Here is a 26,478-nt window from a genome sequence, read left to right on the forward strand (position 1 = left end):
TTAATTTAATCAACAAATAAAACGAGGAGAATGAAGGCATCAAATCTCTCTCAAAAAGAATAGAAACAGGGCTTGCAGGCGTTCTTGAGAAAATTTAAAATTTTTGCAGTAGTTGTTTAGCTTTACTTAAATATATTGCTGTGGTATAGATATTACTGGAGTTATTTAATCTATGGAGGAAAGAATGGTTAAAAGAGTTTACAACTTTTTTGCAGGACCGGCAACCTTGCCGTTTAGCGTTATTGAAGAAGCTTCCAAAAATGTATTGGAATTTGAAAATTTAGGTTTTTCAATTCTTGAAATCTCCCACAGAGCTAAAGAATTTGATAATGTTATTAAACAAGCTCAAAAAGATGTTAAAGAATTAATGGGGCTTGGAGATGATTATCATGTTCTATTTTTGCAGGGAGGTGCATCTCTTCAGTTTCATATGATTCCATTAAATTTAATGGGATCAGGAAAACCTGCTCTTTATATCAACACTGGAGCCTGGTCTAAGAAAGCAATAAAAGAAAGTCAATTGCTGAACAAAGAAAACACAAAGGTTGTGGCATCTTCAGAGGATAAAAATTTTTCTTATATTCCGAAAGATTTTACTCTTGACAAAAATGCAAGTTATTTGCACATTACAACCAACAACACAATTTTTGGTACTGAGTACCACTATATCCCAGAGACAGGTGATGTCCCTCTTATTGCTGATATGTCTTCTGATATTTTATCCAGAAAACTTGATTTTAAAAAGTTTGCTTTAATTTATGCTGGTGCGCAAAAGAATTTAGGTCCAGCAGGCACCACCCTTGTTGTAATTAGAGATGATATGGTTAAGCGTTGTGAAAATAAAACATTACCTACTCTTTTAAACTACAAAACCCATGTAGACAAAGAATCTTTATTTAATACTCCGTCTGTTTTTGCAGTGTATGTTGTCCACCTTGTTTTGAAATGGATTAAAGAAGAGATGGGTGGATTAGAAAATGTAGAAAAGTACAATAGAAAGAAAGCAGATTTGCTCTACTCTGCAATTGACGAAATGTCAGATTTTTATAGAGGTACGGCAGAAAAAGACTCAAGGTCTCTGATGAATGTTACTTGCAGGCTGCCTAATGAAGAACTGGAAAAGAAGTTTGTATCAGAAGCGGCTGAAAGGGATTTAATTGGATTAAAGGGTCACAGAAGTGTCGGTGGGATTAGAGCCTCAATTTACAATGCTTTCCCTTATGAAGGTGTAGAAAAACTTGTAGATTTTATGAAGGAATTTAGAAAAAATAATTAAAGTTTAGCTTTAAATAATTTAAGTAACTTACAGAAACTCCCCAACTTTTGGGGAGTTTTTTAATGTGTTAAACAACTTATAAAAGGCTTGATACCTGTGACTAATTTTATTTTTTAAATTCATAGGCATTTCAGCAAAAGTCATATTTAAAGGTGGATAGAAAAAAATAGGGTCATAACCAAATCCCCCTTCACCTTTCATCTCAAATGAAATATACCCATCCACCCTTCCCTCTTCACAAAATAAAATTTTCTCATTAAGAGATACACACGCAACACATACAAATCTTGCACTTCTTTCTCTTGGATTTGTCACATTTTCCATTTTCTCTAATATTATCTTACATTTATCATTAAAACTTAAAGCTTCACCTAAATATCTTGCAGAATATATCCCCGGTTCACCATTTAAGTAATCAATAACAAGGCCTGAATCATCTGCTACAACTGGCAAATCTGTATGTTTTGAATAAAATTTTGCCTTTATTGAGGCATTTTCATTGAATGTAGTACCATTTTCTTCAACATTGAATTTATCCAAGCCTAAATCCTTCAAACTAAAAATTTCAAAATTTTTTCCAGCTAATTGCCTTACTTCTTTTACCTTGTTTTCATTTCCTGTTGCAAACAGTAACTTTATTTTTTTAGTCATAGTTTTTTAAAACCTGATTTTGCAAATTAATTAAACTTTCTATTCCATTAAAAGCAAAGTCAAGCATTAGGTTTAATTCTTCCCTCGGAAAGGCGTGCGTTTCTGCAGTTCCCTGTATTTCAACAATTTTTTGGTTCTGTGTTGCAATTAAATTTAAATCAACTTCTGCATTTGAATCCTCACTATAATCAAGATCAAGTAAAATTTCACCATTAACCTTACCTACCGAAACAGCTGCAACATTCTCAAGTATAGGATTTTTTTCTATTATACTTTCTTTCAAAAGTTTTTTAATTGCTATTGCCATTGCTACAAAAGAGCCTGTTATAGATGCTGTCCTAGTGCCACCATCTGCCTGAATAACATCACAATCAATTAAAATAGTTCTTTCTCCTAAGAGTTTTCTATCAACACTTGCCCTTAGTGCTCTTCCTATTAGCCTTTGTATTTCTACAGTTCTTCCAGATTGTTTTCCCCTTACCGCTTCCCTCTGGCTTCTGGTGTGTGTTGAACCAGGGAGCATTCCATATTCAGCAGTAATCCACCCTTCTCCACTACCCTGTAAAAAAGGAGGGATTTTTTCCTCTATGTTTGCACTGCATATAACCTTTGTTTTTCCAAATGAAATGAGGCATGAGCCATCAGGATGCTCAAGAAAATCCGGAATTATTTTTACCTCTCTTAACTCATTATTTTTTCTTCCATTTTCCCTTTCCATATCAACTCCTGTATTTTTGTAAATCTATATGCTCAATTTTATCAAAATTCCCTTCAAGAAATTTCTCACTTAACTTTCCGAAATTTTCAGGATAGTCAGTCACATAAATTTCAGTTTTATTTTCCCCTTCTTTTGGAAAAATAAAAGATTTTTTTAAAATTTCAAGAATAGGAGTGGCTGAATCAACCAATTTAATTTTTTCACCAACAATTTTCCCGATTGTTTTTTTCATGACTGGATAATGGGTGCAACCTAATACAAGTGTATCAATCTTGTTTTCAATTAACGGCATTACATAAATTGAAACGATTTTCTCTGCAATTTCTCCTTCAATTAACCCCTCTTCTACTAAAGGAACAAGCAAAGGGGCTGGATTTGAAAAAATCTCACATTCTGGGCAAAGTTTTTTTATTTCATCCTGATATGAGTTTGAAAGTATTGTTGCCCTTGTCCCAATTATCCCTATCCTTTTGTTTTCACTAACCTTAACCGCTTTTTTTGCCCCTGCTTTAATTACTCCATAAACAGGAATATTTAATTTTGTTTTAAGATGGGGAATTGAGTAAGCTGATGCTGTATTGCATGCAACTATAAGTATCTCAATATCTTTTGTTCTCAGAAAATCAACATTTTGCAATGTATAATTTACAATTGTTTCGGAAGATTTTGTCCCATACGGAAGCCTTGCGGTGTCTCCCAGATAATAAAACTCTACTCCTTTGAGATTTTTTCTTAATTTTTTTAAAACAGTTAAACCGCCTGCTCCAGAATCAAATATCCCTATTTTTTTAATAAGCTTCTTTCTCATCACTCACCACCAGCAGGAAGTGTAATAATAAATCTTGCACCCTTATCTGATTCATCTAACACCAATTGTCCCTCATATTCTTCTATAATTTTCCTGGCATTATACAGACCAATCCCTGTTCCATGGCTTCCTTTTGTTGTAAAATACTGCTCAAAAATTTTCTCCCTATACTTATCAGGCACCCCTGGCCCATTGTCCGCAATTTCAATAATTACTTTCTGATCTTTTACCTTAGTTGTAATTGATAGTGTTGGATTTACTGACGATTTTAAGGCATCAAGAGCATTTTTAATTAAATTGTGTAATACCTGAGAAAAATCTGACTGGCTTATTCTTACTAATGGAAGATTGTTGTCAAAATCAATTTCTTTTTTTACTTTATGCTTAAAAAATAAATCAGCATTAAAAAATTCTAATTCGCTTTTAATTACCTCATTGATATTTATTAGACGCTCCTCTTTTTCAACAGTCATCCTTGCCTTTGTTAAAACAGACTCTATAATCTGGTTAATTTTTTGAACTGAGCTTATGATGTTATCCATATGTTTTATAAGCCTTTTTTTATCCATAGAATCCTCTAAATTTTCAACAATGCTTTTTACCATAGATAGTCGCGAAGTAACAATCATTAATGGGTTGTTTATATTGTGCACTATTCCCTGGATTAACTCACCAAATACTGCAAATTTATCACTTTGAATTATTCTTGTATTCAGATTTTCAAATGACTTATGGTATTTATTTAGATTTTCTTCTAATTGGGCTATTTTACTTTTCAATTCACTATATTTTTTGTTCATTTTTACTATTTCTTCAGCGTTTGTTAATGTGAACAAAAGAAGATTTTTTTTCTCTGAATTTAAGTTGATATTTATTTTTTCACCTGACAATAGATAATGCCTTTCAAAAAGTTTTATCATTTTTTGGAATTGTTGAGAGTTATTGCTATTAAACTTTTGTATTTCTGTTTTTAACTCTTCTGGCATTAAATCAACTGTATTAACATTTACGATTAGCTGTTTAAACCATTTATTTGCATATATGTTATTTAACAGATCATCCACCACTAAAATGCCTATATTTACATTCTCTATTGCTGTCTTTATAACAATAAATTTAGCATCAATTTCTTTCAAATAATCAGAAATTTCTTTTGACACAATTGTAACAATACTGTCTTCACCTTCATACTGGTTAGAATTTAAAACGCTAAATATTTTTTCTCTTAATCTTTTATCTGACAGCTTTTGAACAAGAGAAAAAATTGGTTTTTTTTCTAAATTATTCCTTGCTAAAAGAAATACCAGAAAACTCAAAATTAAAACAAAAATAAAAGCAACAATTATCGTTCCATTTCTAATATAGTCAATTGTTCCAAAATTAGAAATCTGTCTTGTTTGTGAATAACGCAAAATATTCAATCCCTGATAATCAACTGAACTAAGGGACACAACATAATTATCAAAAATTTTAGTTGTGATTTTCTGTCCACTGTGTTTGTTGTTTAAAAAACTCTCCAGATAATTTATTAATTTTTTATTTGTGATTAAAGGATAAATTTTTAAATTTTTAGTGAGTAATTTTTGCTGATTTTTTAACATTTCTTTTAAATTATTAAAACTAACAGGGCTTCTACTTTGTTTATCTTCAATATAGAATGCATAAATATTCCCTTTATTATCAAATAAAATCAAATTATCAATATTTTCTTTGGAAAACCCTCTATTATTTCTTACTATGTCAACAAAGTTGTTCATTGACACATCAATTGTTAGCAATCCTTTGAATTCATTTTTTTTGTAGACAGGTACTACTAATGAAATATATAGATTACTTCCATTTTGGTAAGGATTAGTTAAAAAAATCTCATCTTTTGCAATAGTGGTTGCAATTATGTAGTATGGATAATTCCTTGGATCTGACAAAAAACCAATATTATTAGGTTCTATTTTCCTAAATGGAAACTCTCTATAAAATCCACTTTTATCAACATAAGTCATATGAACAAAGGGATATTTTTCTAAAAATTTTTTCCAGAAAACATCTAATTTCTCTGTTATTAATGTGACAATTTTAATATCTTCATTAAGAACTTCGTTTTTGTTTAAATAACTTGCTGAAATTTCCCTCCTATTTTTTCTTGAAGAAAGAACATATTTATAATTTGAAACCTTATTTTTACTTGTAGAAACATACTTTTCTTTGAATTTTTGGTCGATTAATTTATTATATGAATAATTTTCAAATTCTCTTTCCAGGTATTTCTTTGTAAAATACAAAAAATTATTTCCATCTTGCATAAACTCTTTAATAGCTACACTTTCTGCCTCCGTTTTTTCTTGAAATCTCAATATAACAAAATGTTTTGCCTTATTGTCTACTGCGTAAAAATAAAAAAACAAAAATAAAACTAAAACTATTGCAAAAGAAATAAAAATTAAAAATACACCAGATTTTTTAGATACTTTTCTCTTATTTGAATTTTTTTCAACTTTGCTTAAACTCATTTTTACACTTCTCCGGTTGTATCACTCCCCCTGATACAACATATTTTACAGCATCTTCAATAGATAAATTTGTTTCAACTATGCTGTCTCTCTCTACAACCACAAGATACCCCGAAGTCGGGTTTGGGGTTGTAGGGATAAAAACATTAATCATATTTTTTTTACTAAAATAATCTGATAACTCCTCGCATAAAGGGGCGGTAGTAAACCCTATTACCCACATTTCTTTTTTAGGATATTCAACAAAAACAACCTTATTAAATTTCTGGCTATTTGTTAATCTGAAAGCATCTAATAGCTGTTTAAGGGCAACATAAATACCTTTAACCAGGGGTGTTGATGACAATATTCTATCTATTAATTTAATCAATTTTTTCCCAATAAAATTTTCAGCAATAACTCCTACAAGTAAAATAAATAAAAATAAAAAAAACAGAGATAAAAGCGTTATTGCAAAATGAGGAAGTTCTACATTAAAAAAGTACTTTTGAAAAAATTTAACTATTAAAGGAGAAAAAATATTATCTATTTTATTGAAAATAAAAATAATAATAAAAATACTTACAAAAGCTGGAGTTATAACCAGTATTCCAGTAATAAATTTGGCTTTCAGTCCTTTAAATTTCATTTTTCACTCTTTTTTTTTGTTTTTGAGATGTAGTAAATATATTCTCCCTCTTTTGCCATTCTTAGCCTTTCCCTTGCTATCATTTCAATAAAAAAGGGAGAGGATGCATTTTGCAACTCCAGCTCCCTTTTTAAAGTCTCTTTTTTCTGAATTAATTCTGTTTTAATCTTTTCCAAACTCTTTTGTTTATTCTCCAGAGTGAGATAAGTCTTGTAACCGTATTTATTGAAAAAGAGAAATAAACTAACTCCTATTAAGTAAATTAGAACAATAATTGTTTTCCAGTTAAAAAATCTCTTTTTTCTTTTTCTCATATTTTTCTTTTAATTACACTTACCCCAGCATATATTGCATCTTCCCCTAAAATTTCTTCAATCCTTAACAATTGATTGTATTTTGCAAGCCTATCTGTTCTTGACATTGATCCTGTTTTTATTTGCCCAGTCTCAAATGCCACAGCAAAATCAGCAATAGTTGTATCTTCTGTCTCTCCTGACCTGTGAGAAACAACAGAAGTATAACCATTCAATTTAGCCATTTTAATGGTGTTTACAGTTTCAGTTAGAGTACCTATCTGGTTAAGTTTAATTAAAATAGAATTTGCAATACCTTTCTCAATCCCTTCTTGAAATATTTCGGGATTTGTAACAAAAATATCATCTCCAACCAATTGTATTTTGTCCCCTAACCTATCAGTTAAAATTTTCCAGCCATCCCAATCAGATTCTGCCAGACCATCCTCAATAGAAAAAATAGGATACTTCTTTACCCATTCCTCATATAAATCTATCAACTGTTCTGAAGTTAAAATATCACCTGTTGAGTCAAGATGGTACTTCCCATCTTTAAAAAATTCACTTGCAGCAGGGTCAAGCGCAATAAAAACATCTTCTCCCGGTTTATAACCTGCTTTTTCAATTCCTTCTACAATTAACATCAATGCCTCTTCGTTAGACTTTAAATCAGGAGCAAATCCACCTTCATCTCCAACAGAAGTGGAATAGCCCTTAGCTTTCAAAACTTTTTTTAAAGAATGAAACACTTCTGCTCCATACCTTAAAGCCTCTGAAAAAGTTGGCGCTCCAGCAGGAACAATCATGAATTCTTGTACATCAACCCTATTATCGGCGTGAACACCTCCATTTAAAACATTCATCATTGGCACAGGTAACAACCTTGCCTGTGACCCGCCAAGATATTTAAATAAAGGCAATTCACTATATTCAGCAGCAGCTTTAGCACATGCAAGAGAAACTCCCAAAATTGCATTTGCCCCCAGCCTGCTCTTGTTTTTTGTCCCATCTAATTCAATCATTAATTCATCTATTAAAACCTGTTCTCTGCAATCAATCCCAATTAATTCAGGAGCAATTACCTCTTCAACATTTTGTACTGCTTTTAAAACGCCTTTACCATTAAATCTTTCTTTGTCCCCATCTCTCAACTCAACTGCTTCCCTTGTCCCTGTAGATGCCCCGGAAGGGATTGCAGCTCTACCTATTATCCCGGATTCCAGTATAACATCAACTTCTATAGTTGGATTTCCTCTGGAATCAAGTATTTCTCTTGCAATAATGTCTTCAATATATGGCATTGTTCACCTCCAAAATATTTAATCTCTTAGATTATAGATTAATAAAAAGCCTTTATCAATTGAGTGTTAACAATTAAATGATCGTGAAACCTATAATAGTTTTTTTTAGATGGGAGATACTTCAGTTTAACCTCACTTAAAACGACAAAGTGCTTTCCTATATAAATATCTTTAGGTAACTCTCCTTTGCTAATAGCCGGAACCATAAGATTTCCTGAAATCATATAATTATTTATTGTGAGGATATTTATTGATACAGGTATCAGGTTTTTTAAAGCCCTCGCCCTTTCATTTTTTACCCCTTTAAACTCTGACATTGAATGTGCAAAAAGAATTTGGTTTAAACTTACAGTATAATCGCTATCCTCAAAAGATAATGTTTTCTCCAATTGCAACGATTCATCAAGAATAAAATCAAGGGGAACTTCCTTTTCTTCCTGCTCTTCAGTAAAAATAGCACTCTCCTCCCCACTATCTTCAATCTGTTTTTTAACGAAAATCATCTGTATTGCAGATTTTATTGACAAAAAAACTCCTTCACCCATTTTCCTCTTATTTACTGAAGAGTTCAATAAATCTATTAACCTCAAATTTCCAATACCGCTATCATTAACATAACCGTCTATAATTGTACTATCCAACAAATAAAACCTTGCTTTTTGCATTTTACACCTCGTAAAAATTATTTCTTATTAAAATTATAATTGCAAAACATTAAAAATACTACTTAAAAAGCTTAAAAATATATTGAAAACCTCTTACATCCAGAATATTTTTTTTACTTTGCTGTAACATTTTGTTTGTGATAGCATCAAATAAAAAGGATATAAAAAAATTGGAGGTATTTATATGAAGGGATTCATCAAGTTAATTTTAATATTTTCAATAACAACAATAGTTAATTTGCATGCAATTGCACAACAAAATTTAAAACCTATTGAAAAAATGACTCTGGATAAAGCAATAAAAATTGCACTTGAAAACTCACCTTATTTAAAGGCTGTTGAGCATGAGAAAAACGCAGCTAAAACTTATGAAAAAGAGGCAAAGAGTTACAGGCTTCCTCAGGTAAATTTAAACGAGATTGTAATGAGAACCAACAATCCAATGGAAACATTTGCACTTTCACTTTCCCAGGAAAACTTTAACTTAATGGATTTAATGGTAAATGACCCCAACCACCCTTCTCCACTTAACGATTCAATTACCCAGCTTCAAATAGTGCAACCCCTCTATATGGGCGGAAAAATAACTCACGGGATTAAAGCAGGCCAGAAAATGGCAAAGGCAGGGGAAAAGAAGTTTGAAAGAGCAAAACAGGAAGTTATATTTAATACTAAAACAGCATATTTAAATGTTTTACTTGCAAAAAAGTATGTTGAGTTAATGGACGAAGTTGTTAAAACAGTGAAAACCCATGTTGACATGGCTCAGGCTTACTATGACACCGGCTTTATTATGGAAGCGGACTTATTGCAGGCAAAGGTATTTTTAGGCGATGTTGAACAAAAGAAGATAACAGCAGAAAACAATTACAAACTTGCAAAGGCATACTTCAATAATGTTATTGGCGTTGACCAGAATAAAGATTTTGAATTTGTTAATCAATTTAAATTTGAGGATAAAGAATACAATCTTGATAAATTGCTAACAGAGGCGATTGAAAATAGACCAGATTATAAAGAGTTAAAATTAAAGGTTGATGCTGCAAAGCACAATATTAGTATTGAAAAAAGTGAATACAAACCTAAATTATTTCTAATTGGAGAATTGAATTACCATGATAAACAGTTTTTAGGAACTGATGGAGATTCGTTTAAGATTATGGCTGTTGCTAAATTTAATCTTTTTAATGGCTTCAAAACAAAAAACAGGGTGCTAAGGGCTAAAGAGCAGTATAATTCCTATTCCAAATACTTAAAACAAATGGAAGAGGGAATTTATTTGCAGGTTAAACAGGCTTACTTTAATTTAAATGAAGCCAAAAAAAGGTACAAAGTTGCAGAGTTATCTGAAAAGCAGGCAAAGGAAAACTTAAAGTTAAGGGAAGAAAGGTACAAAAAGGGAGTGGAAAAGACAACTGACCTGCTTGATGCAGACACCCAGTATATTCAGGCTAAAACCCAGAAACTGCACGCATTGTTTGATTACTTAAAAGCAGAAGAAAAACTAAAATTTATGATAGGAAAAATAAATTAAGGAGGATTAGATGAAAAAGGTACTGCTGTTTAGCATATTTGCTTTAATATTAGTTTCATGCTCTAAAAACGATGTGGGAGAGTTAAAACAACTACCGCCAGTTAAAACTAAATTTACAAAAGTGGAAAAGGTTGTTACCTCTGAATTAGTTGAAGCACCAGGACAGGTAACATCTATCAAAGACGCTTATATTATGGCAAAATCTATTGGAACAATTCTCAACATTCAGGTTAAGGCAGGGGATTTTGTTAAAAAAGGCCAATCACTTTTAACCATAGACTCATCAGACATAAAATCTAAATTACAACAGGCAAAGGGAGCTCTTGCCCAGGCTGAAGCTGCATTAACAATTGCAAAAAACAATTACGAGAGGTTTAAGGAGCTTTACAAAAGAAACGCCTGCTCAAAGGTTGAGTTGGAGCAAATGGAATTTCAGTACAATAAGGCAAAAGGCGCAGTTGAAATGGCAAAAGGTGCTGTAAACGAAGCAAAGGCTTATTTAAAATACTCAAAGGTTGTTTCCCCTTTCGATGCTATTGTTGTTGAAAGAATGGTAAATATAGGTGACTTTGCTGCACCAGGAAGGCCTTTATTGAGAATTATTGACCCAAAGGATCTGAGGTTTGAATGCACAATAGGTGAATCAGATGCAAAATACATTAAAAAAGGCGATAAAGTCAGTGTAAAACTTGACTCATTACCTGAAAAGATTGAAGGTGAAGTTGCTGAGATTTCTGGTGGTTCAGATTTCTTAACCCACACTGTTACTGTTAGAATTGCTATCCCATTTGATGAAAGGCTTAAAGCCGGTATGTACGGAGTTGCATACTTTAATTCAACACCAAAACAGAGAATTTTTGTCCCTGAAAAATGTATTTTAAAAAGAGGCGAGTTAAATATTGTTTATGTTGTTGATAAAAACAATATAGCAAAACTAACCCTGGTTAGATTAGGCAAAAAATTCGGTGATAAGTTTGAGGTATTGTCAGGCCTAAAAGGTGATGAAACTGTAGCGTGTTCAAACCTTTCCAGAATCTCTGACGGAGTGAAACTGGAGGAGATGTAAAATGGAAAAAAAACATAAATTCGGGCTTTCAGGCTCTATAGCAAGGTACTTTATAGATTCAAAACTAACTCCCTTGATTATTATAATCTCTCTTTTAATGGGAATTTTTGCCGTCTTAATTACACCAAGGGAGGAAGAACCTCAAATTGTTGTTCCAATGATTGATGTAATGGTAATGTACCCCGGGGCATCTGCCAAACAGGTTGAAACAAAGGTTACAATACCAGTTGAAAATTTAATGTGGGAAATCCCAGGAGTTGAGTATGTTTATTCTACTTCAGCACCAAATTTCTCACTCACAACAGTTAGATTTTATGTTGGAGAAGATGCTGAAAGGTCACTTGTAAAAGTTCTGCAAAAGCTTCAGTCTAACTATGACAAAATTCCACCTGGTATTTCATTTCCTCTTGTAAGGGAGTTTTCTATTGATGATGTTCCACAGGTTGCGTTAACCCTTTATTCAGATAAATACGACCATTACCAATTAAGAAGGCTTGCCACAGAAGTTGCAGAAAAGATAAAAAGAATTAAGGATGTTTCCAGAATTGATATTATAGGGGGAACCCCCAGAACATTCAGGGTAATTCTTGACCCTGTAAAAATGAAGGTAAAAAATATTTCCCCATTGCAAATTGCTGATATGTTAATGAAAAGGCACTGGAATTTACCTGCCGGAGAAATTCAGACAGATAATAAATCCTTTGTTGTGGAAACTGGATATTTTATCCAGAAAATAGAGGACTTAGAAAACTTAGTTGTTGGCGTTTATATGGGAAAACCTGTATTCCTTAAAGATGTTGCAAAAATTGTTGATGGGCCAAAGGAAATTGACAACTATGTTTTCTTTGGCGTTGGGCCAAGTGCTGAAAAAAGGGATATAGATAAGTATAATAAATACCTCTACCCTGCTGTAACAATTTCAATTGCTAAACGAAAAGGAAGTAATTCAGTTGTTATAGCACATGAAGTAAAAAAGATGGTTAAAGAATTAAAGGGGTATATTATTCCTAAAGATGTGCATGTTGCCGTCACAAGGGATTACGGAGAAACTGCCCAGGATAAATCAAACGAGTTAATTGAGCATGTAATTATTGCAACTGTTGCTGTTGCTATATTTATGGGTTTTGCATTAGGTATAAAAGAGGCAATTGTTGTTTTAATTGCAGTACCTGTTACCTTAGCATTAACTTTGTTTGCATCCTACTTCTTTGGATATACCTTAAACAGGGTGTCTCTTTTTGCTTTAATCTTTGCGATTGGAATCCTTGTTGACGATGCTATTGTTGTTGTGGAAAACATCCACAGGCACTTTGTAATCAATAGAGGTAAAGGTAACTTAAAAGAAATTGCGGCATTTGCTGTTGACGAGGTGGGAAACCCTACAATTCTTGCAACATTTACAGTAATTGCAGCACTACTACCTCTTGCATTTGTAACAGGAATGATGGGGCCTTATATGAGGCCTATTCCTATAAATGCTTCTGCTGCAATGCTTTTTTCACTTTTAGTTGCATTTATAGTTTCCCCCTGGCTTGCTTACAGGCTGCTTAAAGGAGAAAAATTTAGCGAGGATGAGGTTAAAGAAGAGACTGGTGGGAAACTATATAGCTATTATAAAAAATTTATGTACTTATTAGTAGACGATGGGAAAAAGGCTTTCTTCTTTATCATGTTTGTTGTGTTTTTATTGTCAGGCTCTATTTACCTTTTTCTTGCAAAAAAGACAATTGTTAAAATGCTCCCCTATGACAACAAGGCTGAACTTCAGATAATAATTGATATGCCGGAAGGCACCACTCTGGAAAATACCACAACAGTTGCAAGGGAAATAGGGGATTATTTAAGAACTGTTCCTGAAGTATCAGACTTTGAGATTTATGCAGGAACTGCTGCCCCCTTTAACTTCAATGGGCTCGTAAGACATTACTTTTTAAGAAGAGGGGAAAATGTAGCAGATATTCAGGTTAATTTCGTAAACAAACATAAAAGAAAGAAAAAATCCCATGATTTAGCTAAAGAGATAAGAGGTCCAGTTCAAAAAATTGCAAAAAAATATGGAGCAAATGTAAAGATAACTGAAATTCCACCGGGACCTCCTGTGCTTTCAACACTTTTGGCAGAAATTTATGGACCAGATTACAACAAACAGATTGAGATAGCAAGAAAGATTAAAAAAATTTTTGAAGAAACAGATGGAGTTGTTGATGTTGACTGGTATGTTCAGGACCCGCAGGTAAAATATGAACTTGTGCCTGACCCGGTAAAAGCAGCATACAATGGAATTACTGTGGAACAGATTGCTAAAACCCTTGCATTGGTTCAGTATGGGATGGATTTAGGATTGGCTGATGTTCCAAGGGAAATGGAAAATGTTTGTATAAATGTCAGATTGCCAAGGAAAGACAGGACTTCAATTAAAGACCTAACAGATATTTATGTTCATGCTAAAGACGGCAGAATGGTTCCTTTATCTGAACTTGTAAAAGTTAAAAAGACTGTTGCAGATACCTGGATTTACCATAAAAACCTAATGCCTGTTGTCTATGTCACAGGCGAGGTTTCAGGAAAGGAAGAATCTCCTGTTTACGCAATACTAAAAATGAAGAAAAAAATAGAAAAACTTGATATAGGAACTGGTTACAAACTGAACCAAAGATTTACCGACTTACCGTTTGTGGACAAAAAGTATGAAATGAAATGGGATGGAGAATGGCACATAACCTATGAGGTATTCAGGGATATGGGAATAGCCTTTGCAGCGGTTATGGTACTTATATACATCCTTGTTGTGGGATGGTTTAGATCATTTATAACGCCATTAATCATTATGTCCCCTATTCCTTTAACCCTTGTGGGAATTGTGCCAGGCCACTGGATAACTGGCAAATTTTTCACCGCAACTTCAATGATAGGTTTTATTGCACTTGCTGGAATTATTGTAAGAAACTCTATACTTCTTATTGATTTTACTGAATTAAGGCTTGAACATGGAGAACCTTTAAGAGAGGCTGTTGTTGACGCTGGAGTGGTAAGGTTCAGGCCTATTGTTTTAACTGCTATGGCACTTGTTGTGGATGCTCTTGTAATCATTATGGATCCAATTTTTGAAGGGCTGGCTATCTCTCTTATGTTTGGAGTTATTGTATCTACAATTTTAACCCTATTTGTAATACCTGTTTTATACTATTACACTTCAAAGGTTATTCCTTTGAAAAAATTTGAAGAGGAGGATTCATATGACAGTTAACAGAGCGCTAAGGTTGGTTGCAGGCATTTTTATCCTTGTTTCTGTTTTACTGGCTGTTTATGTTAACAAAAATTGGTGGTGGTTTACCGCTTTTATTGGAGTAAACCTTATTCAATCTGCATTTACTAATTGGTGCCCTATGATGACAATATTAAAAAAAATAGGGTTAAAAGACGACTCCTGTTAAACCAGATTCTTAAATTTAGAGAGGGGGGTTCCCCCTCTTTTTTTATTTAAAAGATTTTTCAAACTGATATAATATTTTAAGAAAAATTAAAGGAGTAAATTATGTCAGACAATAAACCAAACAACCCTCATCAGATTCAGTTGCAGATAGATGATAAGGTTGCTGAAGGGATTTATGTAAACAGCGCAAATGTAATGTTTAACAAAGGGGAATTTGTAATTGATTTTATAAGGGTAACCCCACCTCCCGGAAAACCTAAGGTTATGTCAAGGGTTATTATGTCCCCCATTCAAATGAAAGCATTTTTAAAGGCACTGGAAAACAATGTTGAAAAATACGAAAATCAGCATGGGAAAATAATTCTTGACGAAAAAGACAAAAAGGTCGGGTTTGACAGGTAATGTTTGTCCTTGCATCAAAATCACCAAGAAGGCTTGAGTTACTTAAAACAATAATACCTGATTTAGAAGTAATACACCCGGAAGTTGATGAGACTTCTATTAAGTCTAAAAACCCTGCAAACCTTGTAATGAAGCTGTCTCAAGCAAAAGGAAGGTTTGTATTAAAAAAACACAATAAAGAAAATGTAATTGCTGCCGATACTGTAGTTGTACTTGATAATGAAATTTTGGAAAAACCAAAAGACAGGGAAGATGCTAAGAATATTCTCAGAAAACTATCTGGTAAAACACATAAGGTAATTACAGGCGTATCAGTTTTTATAAAAGACTTCTGTTTCTCTTTTTACGATGAAACGCAGGTCGAATTTTACGAATTAACTGATGAAGAAATTGAATGGTATATCTCCACAAACGAACCTATGGACAAAGCAGGAGCTTACGGAATTCAGGGACACGGAAAAATATTTATAAGATCAATAAAAGGGGACTATTTTAATGTTGTCGGTTTTCCAATTGCAAAATTCTATCAAAAGTTAAAGAAAAATAAAATTAATTTGCCCTTTCTAAAAAAAGATTAAATATTTTTTAATTGTTTACCTGGTTTGAACTTGATTGATTTGCCTTCTTTAATTTTAATCACTTCGCCTGTTTTAGGATTTCTACCAACCCCTAACTTTTTGTTTCTTAAATAAAAAATGCCAAACCCTCTAAACTCTACCCTTTCTCCCTTCAAAATTGCATCTTTAATAGAAGAAATCATGATGTTTACAGCCTCATTTGCCTCAGCTGTAGAAATACCGGTTGATTCTACAATCTTTTTTACAATATCATTCTTAACCATACAATCCTCCACCAATTATTTTCAACTATCTTAAAGAAAATATAACTCTTTTAATGAATAAAATCAAGAAAATAATTGAGATTTTTTGAAATTAATCAATTTTTTTAATTTTTATTCGCTTATTTCTCCTGAAATATTTTTTAAAAAAAGCTTTTTTATCTCAGAAACATTATAATCTTTTGACAACAGGTACTGAAATTTCATTATTGCTGATTCAATAGTCATATCAAGGGCAGAAATTGCTCCTGCCTCTTTTGCTTTTCTACCACATTCGTACGCATCAAGGTTTATCTTCCCTCTCTTTGCCTGAGAGGTAATTATAACCGGAATACCTAATTCATTTGCCTCAATGATAAACGGTATAAGAGAATTTTCCAGAATGGGAATATTGCCTGTTGCATATGCTTCGACAATTATTCCATCTGTATCATTGTTTAAAAAATGCCTGTAAATTGACGGATTTAATCCAGGAAAAGTCTTTATATGGACAATATTTTTTTCTTTTAGAAAATTGAACTCTATTTCTCCACCAAAAGATATAGGCATTATACAACGGTTGTTTAAATTAATTTCAACTCCAACAGTTGCAAGGTAAGGAAAATTAGGGGAATCAAAGGCGTCAAAATCTCCACTTGAAACCTTTGTTGCCCTGTTTGCCCTCATCAACTTTGAATTAAAGCATATAGCAACCTCAGGAATATCCATTGTGGCAAACTCCACCGCATTTATGAGGTTTAACCTTGCATCTGTTCTAATGTGTCTTAAAGGCTTCTGAGAGCCTGTTAAAATAATTGGCTTTTTGTTGTTCTTTATCAAAAAAGAAAGAGCAGAGCCAGAGTAAGCCATTGCATCTGTTCCGTGAATAATTACAAAACCATCATAAAGTTCGTAATTTTCTTTTATGACTTCAACAAGTTTGTTTATGTGTTTAATTGTTAAATTGGCACTATCAATGTTAAATGCAAAAACAGTTTCAATATCAGCAAGCTGATTTAACTCAGGGACAAAATTTACCACACTTTCCTGAAATTGAACAGGTTTCAAGCTATTATCTGGTTTACCTTCAGCCATTCCCAATGTGCCGCCTGTGTGTATCATTAAAATCTTTTTACTCATTTTCACCTCGTTAAAACAGTTACCCACGATGAATAAATTTTTAAACTTTGAATTTTAGATTTTAAATTATGGATTCTGAATGTTGAATTATAGATTAAGGAAAAAATCAAATTAATTTCTACAAAGAGATACTTACTCATCAATCCAAAATCCAGCATCAAAAATCCAAAATTTTCAAACCCAAAACCTCAAACCTAAAACCCAGAACCCAATACCAAATACCTAAAACCCAACACCTACAAAATATACTTTCCTACATCCTCTTTTGAAATTATCTCTTTCAGCTTATCTTCAACAAATTTCTTATCAACTGTAACAACAGTTCCGCTTAATTCAGGGCCTTTAAAAAGAATATCCTCAAGCAATTTTTCCATAATTGTATGAAGCCTTCTTGCCCCTATATTTTCAATTGAATCGTTTGCAATATAAGCATACTCTGCAATTGTTTCAATTGCCTCTTTTTCAAAAACAAGGCTTACATTTTCTGTTTCCATTAAAGCCTGATACTGCTTAATTAATGCATTCTTCGGCTGGGTTAAAATTTTAACAAAATCGTCTTTGGTTAATGAGTGCAACTCAACCCTTATTGGAAACCTACCCTGCAATTCAGGGATTAAATCAGATGGCTTTGCTATGTGAAACGCCCCTGCTGCAATAAACAAAATATGGTCTGTCCTAACAATGCCATACTTTGTTGGCACTGTTGAACCCTCAATAATAGGAAGTAAATCTCTCTGCACCCCTTCCCTGCTAACATCAGGGCCACTACCCCCTGATGAGCGTGAAGTAATCTTGTCTATTTCGTCTAAAAATATTATTCCGTTGTTTTCAGCAAGCTTTATAGCCTCTTCCTTTACCTTTTCCATATCAATCATCTTTTCTGCTTCTTCTTCGGTAAAAAAGTCAATAGCCTCTTTTACAGTCATTTCCCTGCTCTTCTTTTTGGGAGGCTCAAACAAACCGGAGAGCCCGTCTTTTAAATCCTCAAACATATCCATTGTTCCGCCTGCTACAATGTCAAAAATAACCTGAGGGCTTGCCTGTTTTTTTACTTCAACCTCTATTTTTCTATCATCAAACAGCCCGTTTTCAACATCTTTTCTCTTTTCCTCTCTTAAATTGATCATTCTTTCATAGTGGGGAAATCTTGGGTCATCACTGCTATCAGGCATTGATGGTGCTGGGAATAGAATATCTAAAACCCTGTCAATTGCCTTTTCCCTTGCCTGTTTTTGAATCTTTTTTGTATAAGTCTCCTTTACCATCTGAATGGCAACCCTTACAAGGTCTCTTATCATAGACTCAACATCCCTTCCAACATACCCCACTTCGGTAAATTTAGATGCTTCAACTTTCACAAAGGGGGCATTTGCAAGCTTGGCAAGCCTTCTTGCAATTTCAGTTTTACCAACCCCTGTTGGTCCTATCATAATTATGTTTTTGGGAGTAATCTCCTCTGCTAACTCTTTTGGAAGCTTTTGCCTTCTTATCCTGTTTCTCAAAGCAATTGCAACAGCCTTCTTTGCCTCATTTTGGCCAATAATATACTTATCAAGATGCTCAACTATCTCTCTTGGTAATAACTCTTTTCTCTCTAACATTTTCATATTTTCTCTCCTTTAATCTCTTCTAATTATCAGTATTCTTGGGTATGATTTAAAGTGTTTAATTCTCACCCCAACGTAAACATACGCATCTTTAAACTTCCAGTAATAGTGTACTACTGTAAAGTTAGGGTGGCTAATAGTTCTTGAAATTGGAATGCCGTAAAGCTTTGTTAAACAACCTTTAAGTTTGAAAATAAAATCCCTTGCCTTTTGAGGGTCTTTTTTGTATCCAAACCATATATCAATTGCCTTTATTTTATCCCCTTTGAAAATAGGGGAAACGCTTGCAAACTCATCGCAAAATTTAACGGTAAAAGAATCACCTGAATGAAGGTATAGTCCATTTTTCTTTGCAGTACTTATAAACTCTTTTATATTCATACCTGGTTTAAGCCCGAAAAAGCCAGGAAAAGGTTTTGACGAACAACTATTTAAAATTAAAACCGCAAATAATAATGATAAAAATAATAATTTCTTCATACTAAACCTCTTTAATTTTTTTTATGGATAATAAACTCTCCCTCTCAAGAGATTTTAACAGATTTATGCAATCTTCAAAGTTACATTTAAGGCAGGCAAATTTCAACAATGTTGACTCATCGTTAACAGTTGTCATAATTGCAAGCCCCTCATAGCTTTCAAGAATTACCCTTAAATAAAAGATATTTTCCTTTTTTGTTTCCGTAAAAACCTCAATTGTTTTTGCATCTTCTAAATTAATCGCTTTACTTTCTAACAATTGAATTTACCCCGCAGTTAAAATTTCCATAAACCCTAACAACTGTATTCGGATTTCCTTTTTCTACCTCTTCCCCATTGTTTGCAGCAAACAGTTTTTCAACTTTAAACTTTTCAACCTTCAATCCCCTGTCTCTCAATTCAACAATTTCTCCCTTTGAAAGAGGATTTTTTAATAGTATTTCAATATACTCTTCCGTTTTATTCACCACGCTTCCAACAAAAGCAAACTGGTTTATATATTTTGATGACTCAAAGTTATAACTTGAAGAATCAGGAGTGCCTTCAAAAAAGTTTGTGGTAAAACCTCTATTGCTTACCCTTGATAATTCTTCAACAAAACTGTCTTTCATTTTTTCAAAATCTTCCCTCTTCCCCTCACAAATTAAATCAATTGCAGTTCTGTAAACATCTGTAGTTACAGCAACATAGTGCATTGACTTCATTCTTCCTTCAATCTTTAAAGACGCAACTCCCGCATCAATTAGTTTGTCTAAAACAGGAATTGCGCATAAATCTTTTGAATTAAAGATATAGCTTCCCCTCTCGTCCTCCTCAATTGGAAAGTACTGCCCCGGCCTCTCTGCCTCTTCAAGCAGTTTGTAATTCCACCTGCAACTCTGGGTGCACTCTCCCCTGTTAGCGCTTCTCCCTGTCATATAGAGGGAAAGAAAGCACCTTCCGGAATATGCAATACAAAGTGCTCCGTGGACAAAAACCTCTATCTCTCCATTTGCGTTTTTGCACATATTACTTATCTGGTTTAAATTCAACTCCCTTGCCACAACAATCCTTGATACCCCCTGCTTAAACCAGAAATTGGCGGTTTTTGTATTCATAACATTTAACTGGGTGGAAATGTGGACATCAATGTCAGTCAATTCCTTAGCAAGCAAAAAGATTGCAGGGTCTGAAACAATTAAACCGTGAGGCTTAATTGTGTTTAACTCAAATAAAATGTACTCTATTTCTTCTAAATCCTCGTCATAAGGAAAAATATTCAAGGTAACATATACCTTTTTCCCCAATTCATTAGCAACTGTTACCGCTTCGCTTAACTGATCAAGTGTGAAATTGCCTGCAAAATTTCTTAAAGAAAACCTTTTTAAGCCTAAATAAACAGCATCAGCCCCGAAGTGAAATGCGGTAAGCATTTTTTCAAAATTGCCTGCCGGGGCAAGCAATTCAGGTTTTTTTATCTTTTTTTCTTCCACTTTCTTCTCCAATAGATAACCTGATATTCTTTTACATACTTTAAGTGTTGCTTGTAAGTCTCACTAAACAAATGCTTTCCCTCGTTATTTGATACAAAAAATAGATACTTTGAAACTGCCGGGCAAAAGGCAGCCTTCATTGCGTTAAACCCTGGGTTTGCAATCGGTGTTGGCGGCAATCCTTTTATGTAATAGGTGTTAAATGGATGCTTCATTCTTATGTCTTTTTTCCTGATATTTCCGTCATACCTTCCCTCTAAAATAAGGGCATAGATAATTGTTGGGTCGCATTCAAGCCTCATTCCCTTCTTCAGCCTGTTGTAAAAAACAGATGCAATTAAAGGCATTTCGCTAACAACTGAAGTCTCCTTTTCAACCAAAGACGCAAGCTTCAACACCTCATAATCGCTTAACTCAATCCCTCTTTCCTTTAAGCATGCAAACTCTTTTGCTTTTTTAAACTGCACTTTAAATTGTGAAACCATCTGCTCTATAATCTCTTTTTCAGTTGAATTTGCCCTGAATAAATAAGTATCGGGAAATAAAAACCCTTCCAGTGTTTTTGCACTTTTAAATTCATCAGGCAAAAAATCCTGAGGAGTATAGAAGTACTGCATATAAACTTCTTTTTTTCCTAAGTTTGATTTTTCAAGCCTGTCAAATATTTCAAAACAGTTAAACCCTTCGGGAAAGGTTACCTTTATTAGCCTTGCCTCTCCCTTTGTTAGCCTCTTTGCAAAGTCAATGATGTTGTAATAGTTTGAAAAAGAGTAATAGCCTGCCTTTAACTTCCTATCAAGGTTTAACATTCTCACTGTAAATAGAAAAAGCCTTGAAGAAAAAGGTGTTTTTTCTTCAACCTGTCTGGCTATTGATTTAACACTTTCCCCTTGTTTAATCTCTATTACACAGGAAACCTTCTTTGAAGAAAAAAGGCTTGCAAAACCATACAAAAGGGAAAGCACAATAATTACTGAAATTGAAATTAAAACTATTTTTTTCATAAAATTACTTCTGGTCTTCGTTTACCTTTAATATTGCTAAAAACGCTTCCTGAGGGATTTTCACCTTGCCTACAGCTTTCATCCTCTTTTTACCCTCTTTCTGCTTTTCAAGAAGTTTTCTCTTTCTGGTAATATCTCCGCCGTAACACTTTGCCAAAACATTCTTTCTCAAAGCCTTAACCGTTGTTCTTGCAATAACCCTTCTACCAATTGCAGCCTGAATTGCAACCTCAAACATCTGCCTTGGTATTAACTCTTTCATCTTTCTTGTTAAAGCCTGTGCCCTGTAATAAGCCTTGTCTTTGTGAACAATTACAGAGAGGGCATCAACAATTTCTCCATTTACAAGTATGTCAAGTTTTACAAGGTTAGATTCTCTCATTCCTGCAATTGAATAGTCAAAGGAAGCGTATCCCCTTGAAACTGACTTCAATCTATCGTAAAAATCAATTACAATCTCGTTTAAAGGCAATTCGTATTCAATTAAAACCCTCTCCTGAGAAAGGTATTCAAGCCTTTTTTGAATTCCCCTTCTATCTGTGCAAAGTTGAAGAATTGGCCCTACAAACTCAGCCTTTGTAACAATTGTTGCGTTTACAACAGGCTCTTCAATCTTTTGAATATACTGAGGTTCAGGCATTTTTGAGGGGTTTGAAACAAAAATCACCTCTCCGTTTGTCTTTGTAATCTTATACTCAACACTCGGTGCGGTTGAAATCAAGTCAAGGTTATACTCCCTCTCAAGCCTCTCCTGAATAATCTCCATGTGCAAAAGCCCTAAAAATCCGCACCTAAAACCAAAGCCTAAAGCGTCTGATGTTTCAGGCTCAAAAACAAATGCTGCATCGTTCAATTTAAGCTTTTCCATTGCATCTCTTAAATCTTCGTAATGTGTATTCTCTGTCGGGAAAAATGAGGAAAAAACAACAGGCTTCATCTCCTGAAAACCTGGAAGAGGCTCTGCACACTCTTTACCATCTTCGGTAATTGTATCCCCTATCTTTGTGTCCTGAATATTCTTAATGCCGGCAATAACATAGCCAACCTCGCCAGCCTTTAACTCTTTTGTCTTTGTCATTTTGGGAGTAAAAATGCCAACCTCGTCAACCTCGTAAACCTTCCCTGTTGAAATAAACTTCATCTTCATTTTAGGGTAAATCTTTCCCTCAAAAACCCTTGTAAGAATAACAACTCCTCTGTAAGAATCGTACCATGAGTCAAAAATCAAAGCGGCTGTTGGGTTGTTTTCATCACCTTTTGGTGGGGGGAAAACCTCCACAATCTTTTCTAAAACCTCGTCAACTCCAACCCCTGTTTTTGCAGAAACTAAAACAGCATGCTCTGTATCAAGCCCTATAACATGCTCAATCTGTTCAAGCACTTTATCTGGGTCTGCCGCAGGCAAATCTATTTTATTCAAAACAGGAAAAATCTCTAAATCATTGTCAACAGCAAGGTAAGCGTTTGCAAGAGTCTGTGCTTCAACTCCCTGAGAGGCATCAACGACTAAAATTGCCCCTTCGCATGCCTTTAAACTTCTTGAAACCTCGTAAGAAAAGTCAACATGCCCCGGTGTATCAATAAGGTTGAAGGTGTACTCTTTCCCGTCTTTTGCCTTATACTTAACTGTAACTGCATGGGCTTTAATTGTAATTCCCCTCTCCCTCTCTAAATCCATATCGTCTAAAATCTGCTCCTTCATATCCCTCTTTTCAACAGCGCTTGTCTTTTCTAAAATTCTATCTGCTAAGGTTGATTTTCCGTGGTCAATGTGGGCTATTATTGAAAAATTTCTTATTAATTCCTTTGACACAAGACACTCCTTCCGCTTTTAAAACACTGAAAAAATATAGCAAAATAAAGGCATTCAGTCAAGGTAATAGAAGGTTGACGGATTACCTTCTAATCTTTCTCCTTAATGAGACAATTAATTGATAGGCAAGGTAAGAAACTGCAATTGAACCTATTGCGTATGCTGTTTTATACCCTGGAATGTGGTTTGCATTTTCAGAATTGGCAATGGTTCTCCACGGCACAAAGAGTTTTGCAAATGAAGAAAAGAAGAAATCAAGGCCTGTAAAGAAAGTTTTAATAAAATGCTCAGTTGAAAAAGTCTGAAAAATGCCAAAAATATAAATAACACATAAAGACAATAATAGATAAATCAAAAATTCAAGAAGTCTCCACCATTTTTTAAAATTAACAAGAGATAATGCAAAGAAGCACACCAGAAGAAACGGTAATAAAGTCCATAGAATGAAATAATAGTCTATTTTATTTAAGAAAAATAATTGAGTAAATTCATACAAACGCAAATATAGCTTGTCTTTATCGAGTAAATTAAAGAATGAAACATACATGGCAAAAAACAAAATCCACTTTAAAGGCCTAAACCAGTTTTGTGCAAAGTTTGAAGAAAGTTTTGATATACCAAAAATAAGTTTGTCTTCAAGTGAAGTTGATAAGAAATTTTTTAGGATAAAATAACTTTTATAAAAAAATCTCTTTAGAATACTTAAATTTTGTTCGGCTAAATTTGAATTTCCATAATTTAAGTATCTCTCATAAGCCCTCATTTCAAGGGCATAAAAGTCTCCTCCGTGAATAAAGTCTTTTTGTTTATCGTGAGCAAGTTTTAACTGCCTGTAAATATCCTGAGCCCTATCAGGCTCTTTTTCAAATAAATCCTTGCAAATCCTTTTCTCACTTACCTCTCCCCACTTTGTATTTATAAATTCGGCATCTGAAATTGAACTATCTATAATATTGATTTCTTTTGCATTTGAAAAATCACAGTTTATAAAACGCATCTTGTTTAGGATTGAATTGTTTATTTCAAAATATAACTCTTTATCTCCCTTAAAGTTAAGGTTAAAAATAACAAATTCTTTTGCATGGTTTGTTAAATTATTAAGTTTTAAAATTCCTATATTTATATTTTTCAATTCAATTTGTGCATTAGATGAAAATTGAGGATTAAAAATTTCAAGATGGTTAATTGATTTACCCTGAGAATCTATAACAAATTTTGATTTTATTTCAACTGATTTGAAAATAATTGGATTGTTAAAATAAACTCCCCCAAAATCTGCATCTCCTTGAAATGTTGCTACCAAAAAATCTGCATCTCCTTGAAATGTTGCTCCCAAAAAATTTGCATATTTTTGAAATGTTGCTCTCCAAAAATTTGCATATTTTTGAAATGTTGCTCTCCTAAAATTTGCATCTCCTTGAAATGTTGCTACAAAAAAATCTGTCTTTCCTTGAAATGTTGCTCTTTCAAAATCTGCTTCTCCTTGAAATGTTGCTCCCCAAAAATTTGCATACACTTGAAATGTTGCTCCCCAAAAATTTGCATATTTTTGAAATGTTGCTTCCCTAAAATTTGCATCTCCTTGAAATGTTGCTACCAAAAAATCTGCCTCTCCTTGAAATGTTGCTCCCCAAAAATTTGCATATTTTTGAAATGTTGCTCCCCAAAAATTTGCATATTTTTGAAATGTTGCTTCCCTAAAATTTGCATCTCCTTGAAATGTTGCTTCCCTAAAATTTGCATCTCCTTGAAATGTTGCTCTTTCAAAATCTGCATCTCCTTGAAATGTTGCTCCCCAAAAATTTGCATACACTTGAAATGTTGCTCCCCAAAAATTTGCATATTTTTGAAATGTTGCTTCCCTAAAATTTGCATCTCCTTGAAATGTTGCTACCAAAAAATCTGCATCTCCTTGAAATGTTGCTCCCCAAAAATTTGCATACACTTGAAATGTTGCTCCCCTAAAATATGCATCTCCTTGAAATGTTGCATCCCCAAAATATACCTCTCCTTGAAATGTTGCGTGCATAAAATTTGCCTCTCCTCTAAATGTTGCATCCCCAAAATATGCCTCTCCTCTAAATGTTACATCCCCAAAATATGCCCATCCTCTATATGTTGCATTCCGAAAATATGCCTCTCCTAGAAATGTTGCATCCCCAAAATTTAAATGCTTAATAAATTTACACTCTTCGCCTTCATACCAAAAATTAAAATCTTTTTTTAAAAAATTGTTTTCATCTCTAATATCATCATCAAATTCACTAAACTCAGGAAAAATTACCCACTTAAAATCATAATAATCTTTTTCCTCACTTTTATTTAGCAACTCTCTGTAATAATTAACCAGAGCTGTATCATAACTGACATTTTTCTCTATTTTTTCAGGGATTTCTTTTTCAGGGTAATCAACTGCAAATCTGTAAGCCCTTATTCTTTTCCAGAATTCATTAATTAGGTTTTCTCTCCATTTTATAGAGAATTCTATATAAAATTCTTTTTTTTCTTTTCTGGCTTTTTCACGCTTCTCTTTCCATTCTTTGTACTCATCAATATTTTCTATCCAGATTTCGTTTTCTTTTTCGCAGTGGAAAATGCATGTTGTAAATTTCTTTAGTTCATCTTTTGAAAGTGATTCAAGGGTTTCGTCATCTTTGAGGAATACAGCAATCGGCTCAATTACATTTCTATTTATTTCTTTACAAACCTCGCACTCATGGCTTTCAAGGCCTAAATCTCTTGCCTTTTCTTTGGTTAAATACTCTACCCTATAGCCCATTATAAATCCTTTTGTTTTTTCAAATTATATCAATAAGTTAGCATTGTGTAAACATATAGAGTAAAAATTAAATTAAAGATTTGT

Annotated in this window: 24 protein-coding genes; 7 read left to right on the forward strand and 17 right to left on the reverse strand. The window is 33.4% G+C overall.

The window, feature by feature from the left end; genetic code table 11:
* Positions 1-184 precede the first annotated feature (184 nt).
* The gene (gene serC / locus TTHT_RS04465) at positions 185-1,276 is read left to right on the forward strand and encodes a 3-phosphoserine/phosphohydroxythreonine transaminase (RefSeq protein ID WP_201328838.1); all 1,092 of its coding nucleotides are present in this window, start codon (positions 185-187) and stop codon (positions 1,274-1,276) included.
* 27 nt (positions 1,277-1,303) lie between these two features.
* Here the strand turns inward: serC and rdgB are convergent, their stop codons facing one another.
* The 8 genes from rdgB to TTHT_RS04505 are packed head-to-tail and all read right to left on the reverse strand — an operon-like array spanning position 1,304 to position 8,847.
* Entirely contained in the window at positions 1,304-1,927 is a 624-nt protein-coding gene (gene rdgB / locus TTHT_RS04470; protein WP_201328839.1) for an RdgB/HAM1 family non-canonical purine NTP pyrophosphatase, read from the reverse strand.
* Positions 1,920-2,645: a ribonuclease PH gene (gene rph, locus TTHT_RS04475; protein ID WP_201328840.1), complete on the reverse strand. Its 726-nt coding sequence runs from the start codon at positions 2,643-2,645 to the stop codon at positions 1,920-1,922. The genes rdgB and rph overlap by 8 nt, the downstream gene beginning before the upstream one ends.
* A gap of 1 nt (position 2,646) precedes the next feature.
* The gene (gene murI / locus TTHT_RS04480) at positions 2,647-3,453 is read right to left on the reverse strand and encodes a glutamate racemase (RefSeq protein WP_201328841.1); all 807 of its coding nucleotides are present in this window, start codon (positions 3,451-3,453) and stop codon (positions 2,647-2,649) included.
* Entirely contained in the window at positions 3,453-5,960 is a 2,508-nt protein-coding gene (locus tag TTHT_RS04485) for an ATP-binding protein (RefSeq protein WP_201328842.1), read from the reverse strand. The genes murI and TTHT_RS04485 overlap by 1 nt, the downstream gene beginning before the upstream one ends.
* Positions 5,941-6,588, reverse strand: coding sequence for a DUF502 domain-containing protein (locus TTHT_RS04490; RefSeq protein ID WP_201328843.1), 648 nt, complete (start codon positions 6,586-6,588; stop codon positions 5,941-5,943). Before TTHT_RS04490 ends, TTHT_RS04485 begins: the two co-directional genes overlap by 20 nt.
* Positions 6,585-6,902: an FtsB family cell division protein gene (locus TTHT_RS04495; RefSeq protein WP_201328844.1), complete on the reverse strand. Its 318-nt coding sequence runs from the start codon at positions 6,900-6,902 to the stop codon at positions 6,585-6,587. The genes TTHT_RS04490 and TTHT_RS04495 overlap by 4 nt, the downstream gene beginning before the upstream one ends.
* Positions 6,899-8,182 carry a phosphopyruvate hydratase gene (gene eno, locus TTHT_RS04500; protein ID WP_201328845.1) on the reverse strand — a complete coding sequence of 428 codons (1,284 nt, stop codon included), beginning with the start codon at positions 8,180-8,182 and terminating at the stop codon, positions 6,899-6,901. The genes TTHT_RS04495 and eno overlap by 4 nt, the downstream gene beginning before the upstream one ends.
* A gap of 38 nt (positions 8,183-8,220) precedes the next feature.
* Entirely contained in the window at positions 8,221-8,847 is a 627-nt protein-coding gene (locus tag TTHT_RS04505; protein WP_201328846.1) for a hypothetical protein, read from the reverse strand.
* 184 nt (positions 8,848-9,031) lie between these two features.
* On the opposite strand from TTHT_RS04505, the gene TTHT_RS04510 reads away from it, so the two are divergent.
* From TTHT_RS04510 to TTHT_RS04535, 6 genes are all read left to right on the forward strand, one after another.
* Positions 9,032-10,381 (forward strand): TolC family protein, encoded by a 1,350-nt coding sequence (locus TTHT_RS04510; RefSeq protein ID WP_201328847.1) that lies wholly within the window; start codon positions 9,032-9,034, stop codon positions 10,379-10,381.
* Between the two features lie 10 nt (positions 10,382-10,391).
* Positions 10,392-11,447, forward strand: a complete 1,056-nt coding sequence (locus TTHT_RS04515; protein ID WP_201328848.1) for an efflux RND transporter periplasmic adaptor subunit — start codon at positions 10,392-10,394, stop codon at positions 11,445-11,447.
* Between the two features lies 1 nt (position 11,448).
* Positions 11,449-14,694: an efflux RND transporter permease subunit gene (locus TTHT_RS04520; RefSeq protein WP_201328849.1), complete on the forward strand. Its 3,246-nt coding sequence runs from the start codon at positions 11,449-11,451 to the stop codon at positions 14,692-14,694.
* The gene (locus TTHT_RS04525; protein ID WP_201328850.1) at positions 14,684-14,881 is read left to right on the forward strand and encodes a YgaP family membrane protein; all 198 of its coding nucleotides are present in this window, start codon (positions 14,684-14,686) and stop codon (positions 14,879-14,881) included. Before TTHT_RS04520 ends, TTHT_RS04525 begins: the two co-directional genes overlap by 11 nt.
* Before the next feature lie 101 nt (positions 14,882-14,982).
* The gene (locus TTHT_RS04530; RefSeq protein WP_201328851.1) at positions 14,983-15,282 is read left to right on the forward strand and encodes a DUF3467 domain-containing protein; all 300 of its coding nucleotides are present in this window, start codon (positions 14,983-14,985) and stop codon (positions 15,280-15,282) included.
* The gene (locus TTHT_RS04535; protein WP_201328852.1) at positions 15,282-15,860 is read left to right on the forward strand and encodes a Maf family protein; all 579 of its coding nucleotides are present in this window, start codon (positions 15,282-15,284) and stop codon (positions 15,858-15,860) included. The genes TTHT_RS04530 and TTHT_RS04535 overlap by 1 nt, the downstream gene beginning before the upstream one ends.
* Here TTHT_RS04535 and TTHT_RS04540 read toward each other — a convergent pair.
* From TTHT_RS04540 to TTHT_RS04580, 9 genes are all read right to left on the reverse strand, one after another.
* Positions 15,857-16,123, reverse strand: coding sequence for an HU family DNA-binding protein (locus TTHT_RS04540; RefSeq protein WP_201328853.1), 267 nt, complete (start codon positions 16,121-16,123; stop codon positions 15,857-15,859). The two genes, TTHT_RS04535 and TTHT_RS04540, sit on opposite strands and share 4 nt — an antisense overlap.
* Positions 16,124-16,234: 111 nt before the next feature.
* The gene (locus TTHT_RS04545; RefSeq protein WP_201328854.1) at positions 16,235-17,239 is read right to left on the reverse strand and encodes an asparaginase; all 1,005 of its coding nucleotides are present in this window, start codon (positions 17,237-17,239) and stop codon (positions 16,235-16,237) included.
* A gap of 236 nt (positions 17,240-17,475) precedes the next feature.
* On the reverse strand, positions 17,476-18,840 hold the full coding sequence (hslU, locus tag TTHT_RS04550; protein WP_201329008.1) for an ATP-dependent protease ATPase subunit HslU: 1,365 nt from the start codon (positions 18,838-18,840) through the stop codon (positions 17,476-17,478).
* A gap of 18 nt (positions 18,841-18,858) precedes the next feature.
* Positions 18,859-19,326 carry a hypothetical protein gene (locus TTHT_RS04555; protein WP_201328855.1) on the reverse strand — a complete coding sequence of 156 codons (468 nt, stop codon included), beginning with the start codon at positions 19,324-19,326 and terminating at the stop codon, positions 18,859-18,861.
* 1 nt (position 19,327) lies between these two features.
* A complete protein-coding gene (locus TTHT_RS04560) occupies positions 19,328-19,585 on the reverse strand; it encodes a DUF4911 domain-containing protein (protein WP_201328856.1) in 258 nt (85 codons plus the stop codon).
* Entirely contained in the window at positions 19,572-20,798 is a 1,227-nt protein-coding gene (locus TTHT_RS04565) for a peptidase U32 family protein (RefSeq protein WP_201328857.1), read from the reverse strand. Before TTHT_RS04565 ends, TTHT_RS04560 begins: the two co-directional genes overlap by 14 nt.
* A complete protein-coding gene (gene mltG / locus TTHT_RS04570; RefSeq protein ID WP_201328858.1) occupies positions 20,780-21,802 on the reverse strand; it encodes an endolytic transglycosylase MltG in 1,023 nt (340 codons plus the stop codon). The genes TTHT_RS04565 and mltG overlap by 19 nt, the downstream gene beginning before the upstream one ends.
* 4 nt (positions 21,803-21,806) lie before the next feature.
* Positions 21,807-23,615, reverse strand: a complete 1,809-nt coding sequence (gene lepA / locus TTHT_RS04575) for a translation elongation factor 4 (protein WP_201328859.1) — start codon at positions 23,613-23,615, stop codon at positions 21,807-21,809.
* An 82-nt stretch (positions 23,616-23,697) separates the two neighbouring features.
* On the reverse strand, positions 23,698-26,394 hold the full coding sequence (locus TTHT_RS04580; protein ID WP_201328860.1) for a pentapeptide repeat-containing protein: 2,697 nt from the start codon (positions 26,392-26,394) through the stop codon (positions 23,698-23,700).
* Positions 26,395-26,478: the final 84 nt, after the last annotated feature.

Source organism: Thermotomaculum hydrothermale, assembly GCF_016592575.1.
GTDB classification, from domain to species: Bacteria; Acidobacteriota; Holophagae; order Thermotomaculales; family Thermotomaculaceae; genus Thermotomaculum; species Thermotomaculum hydrothermale.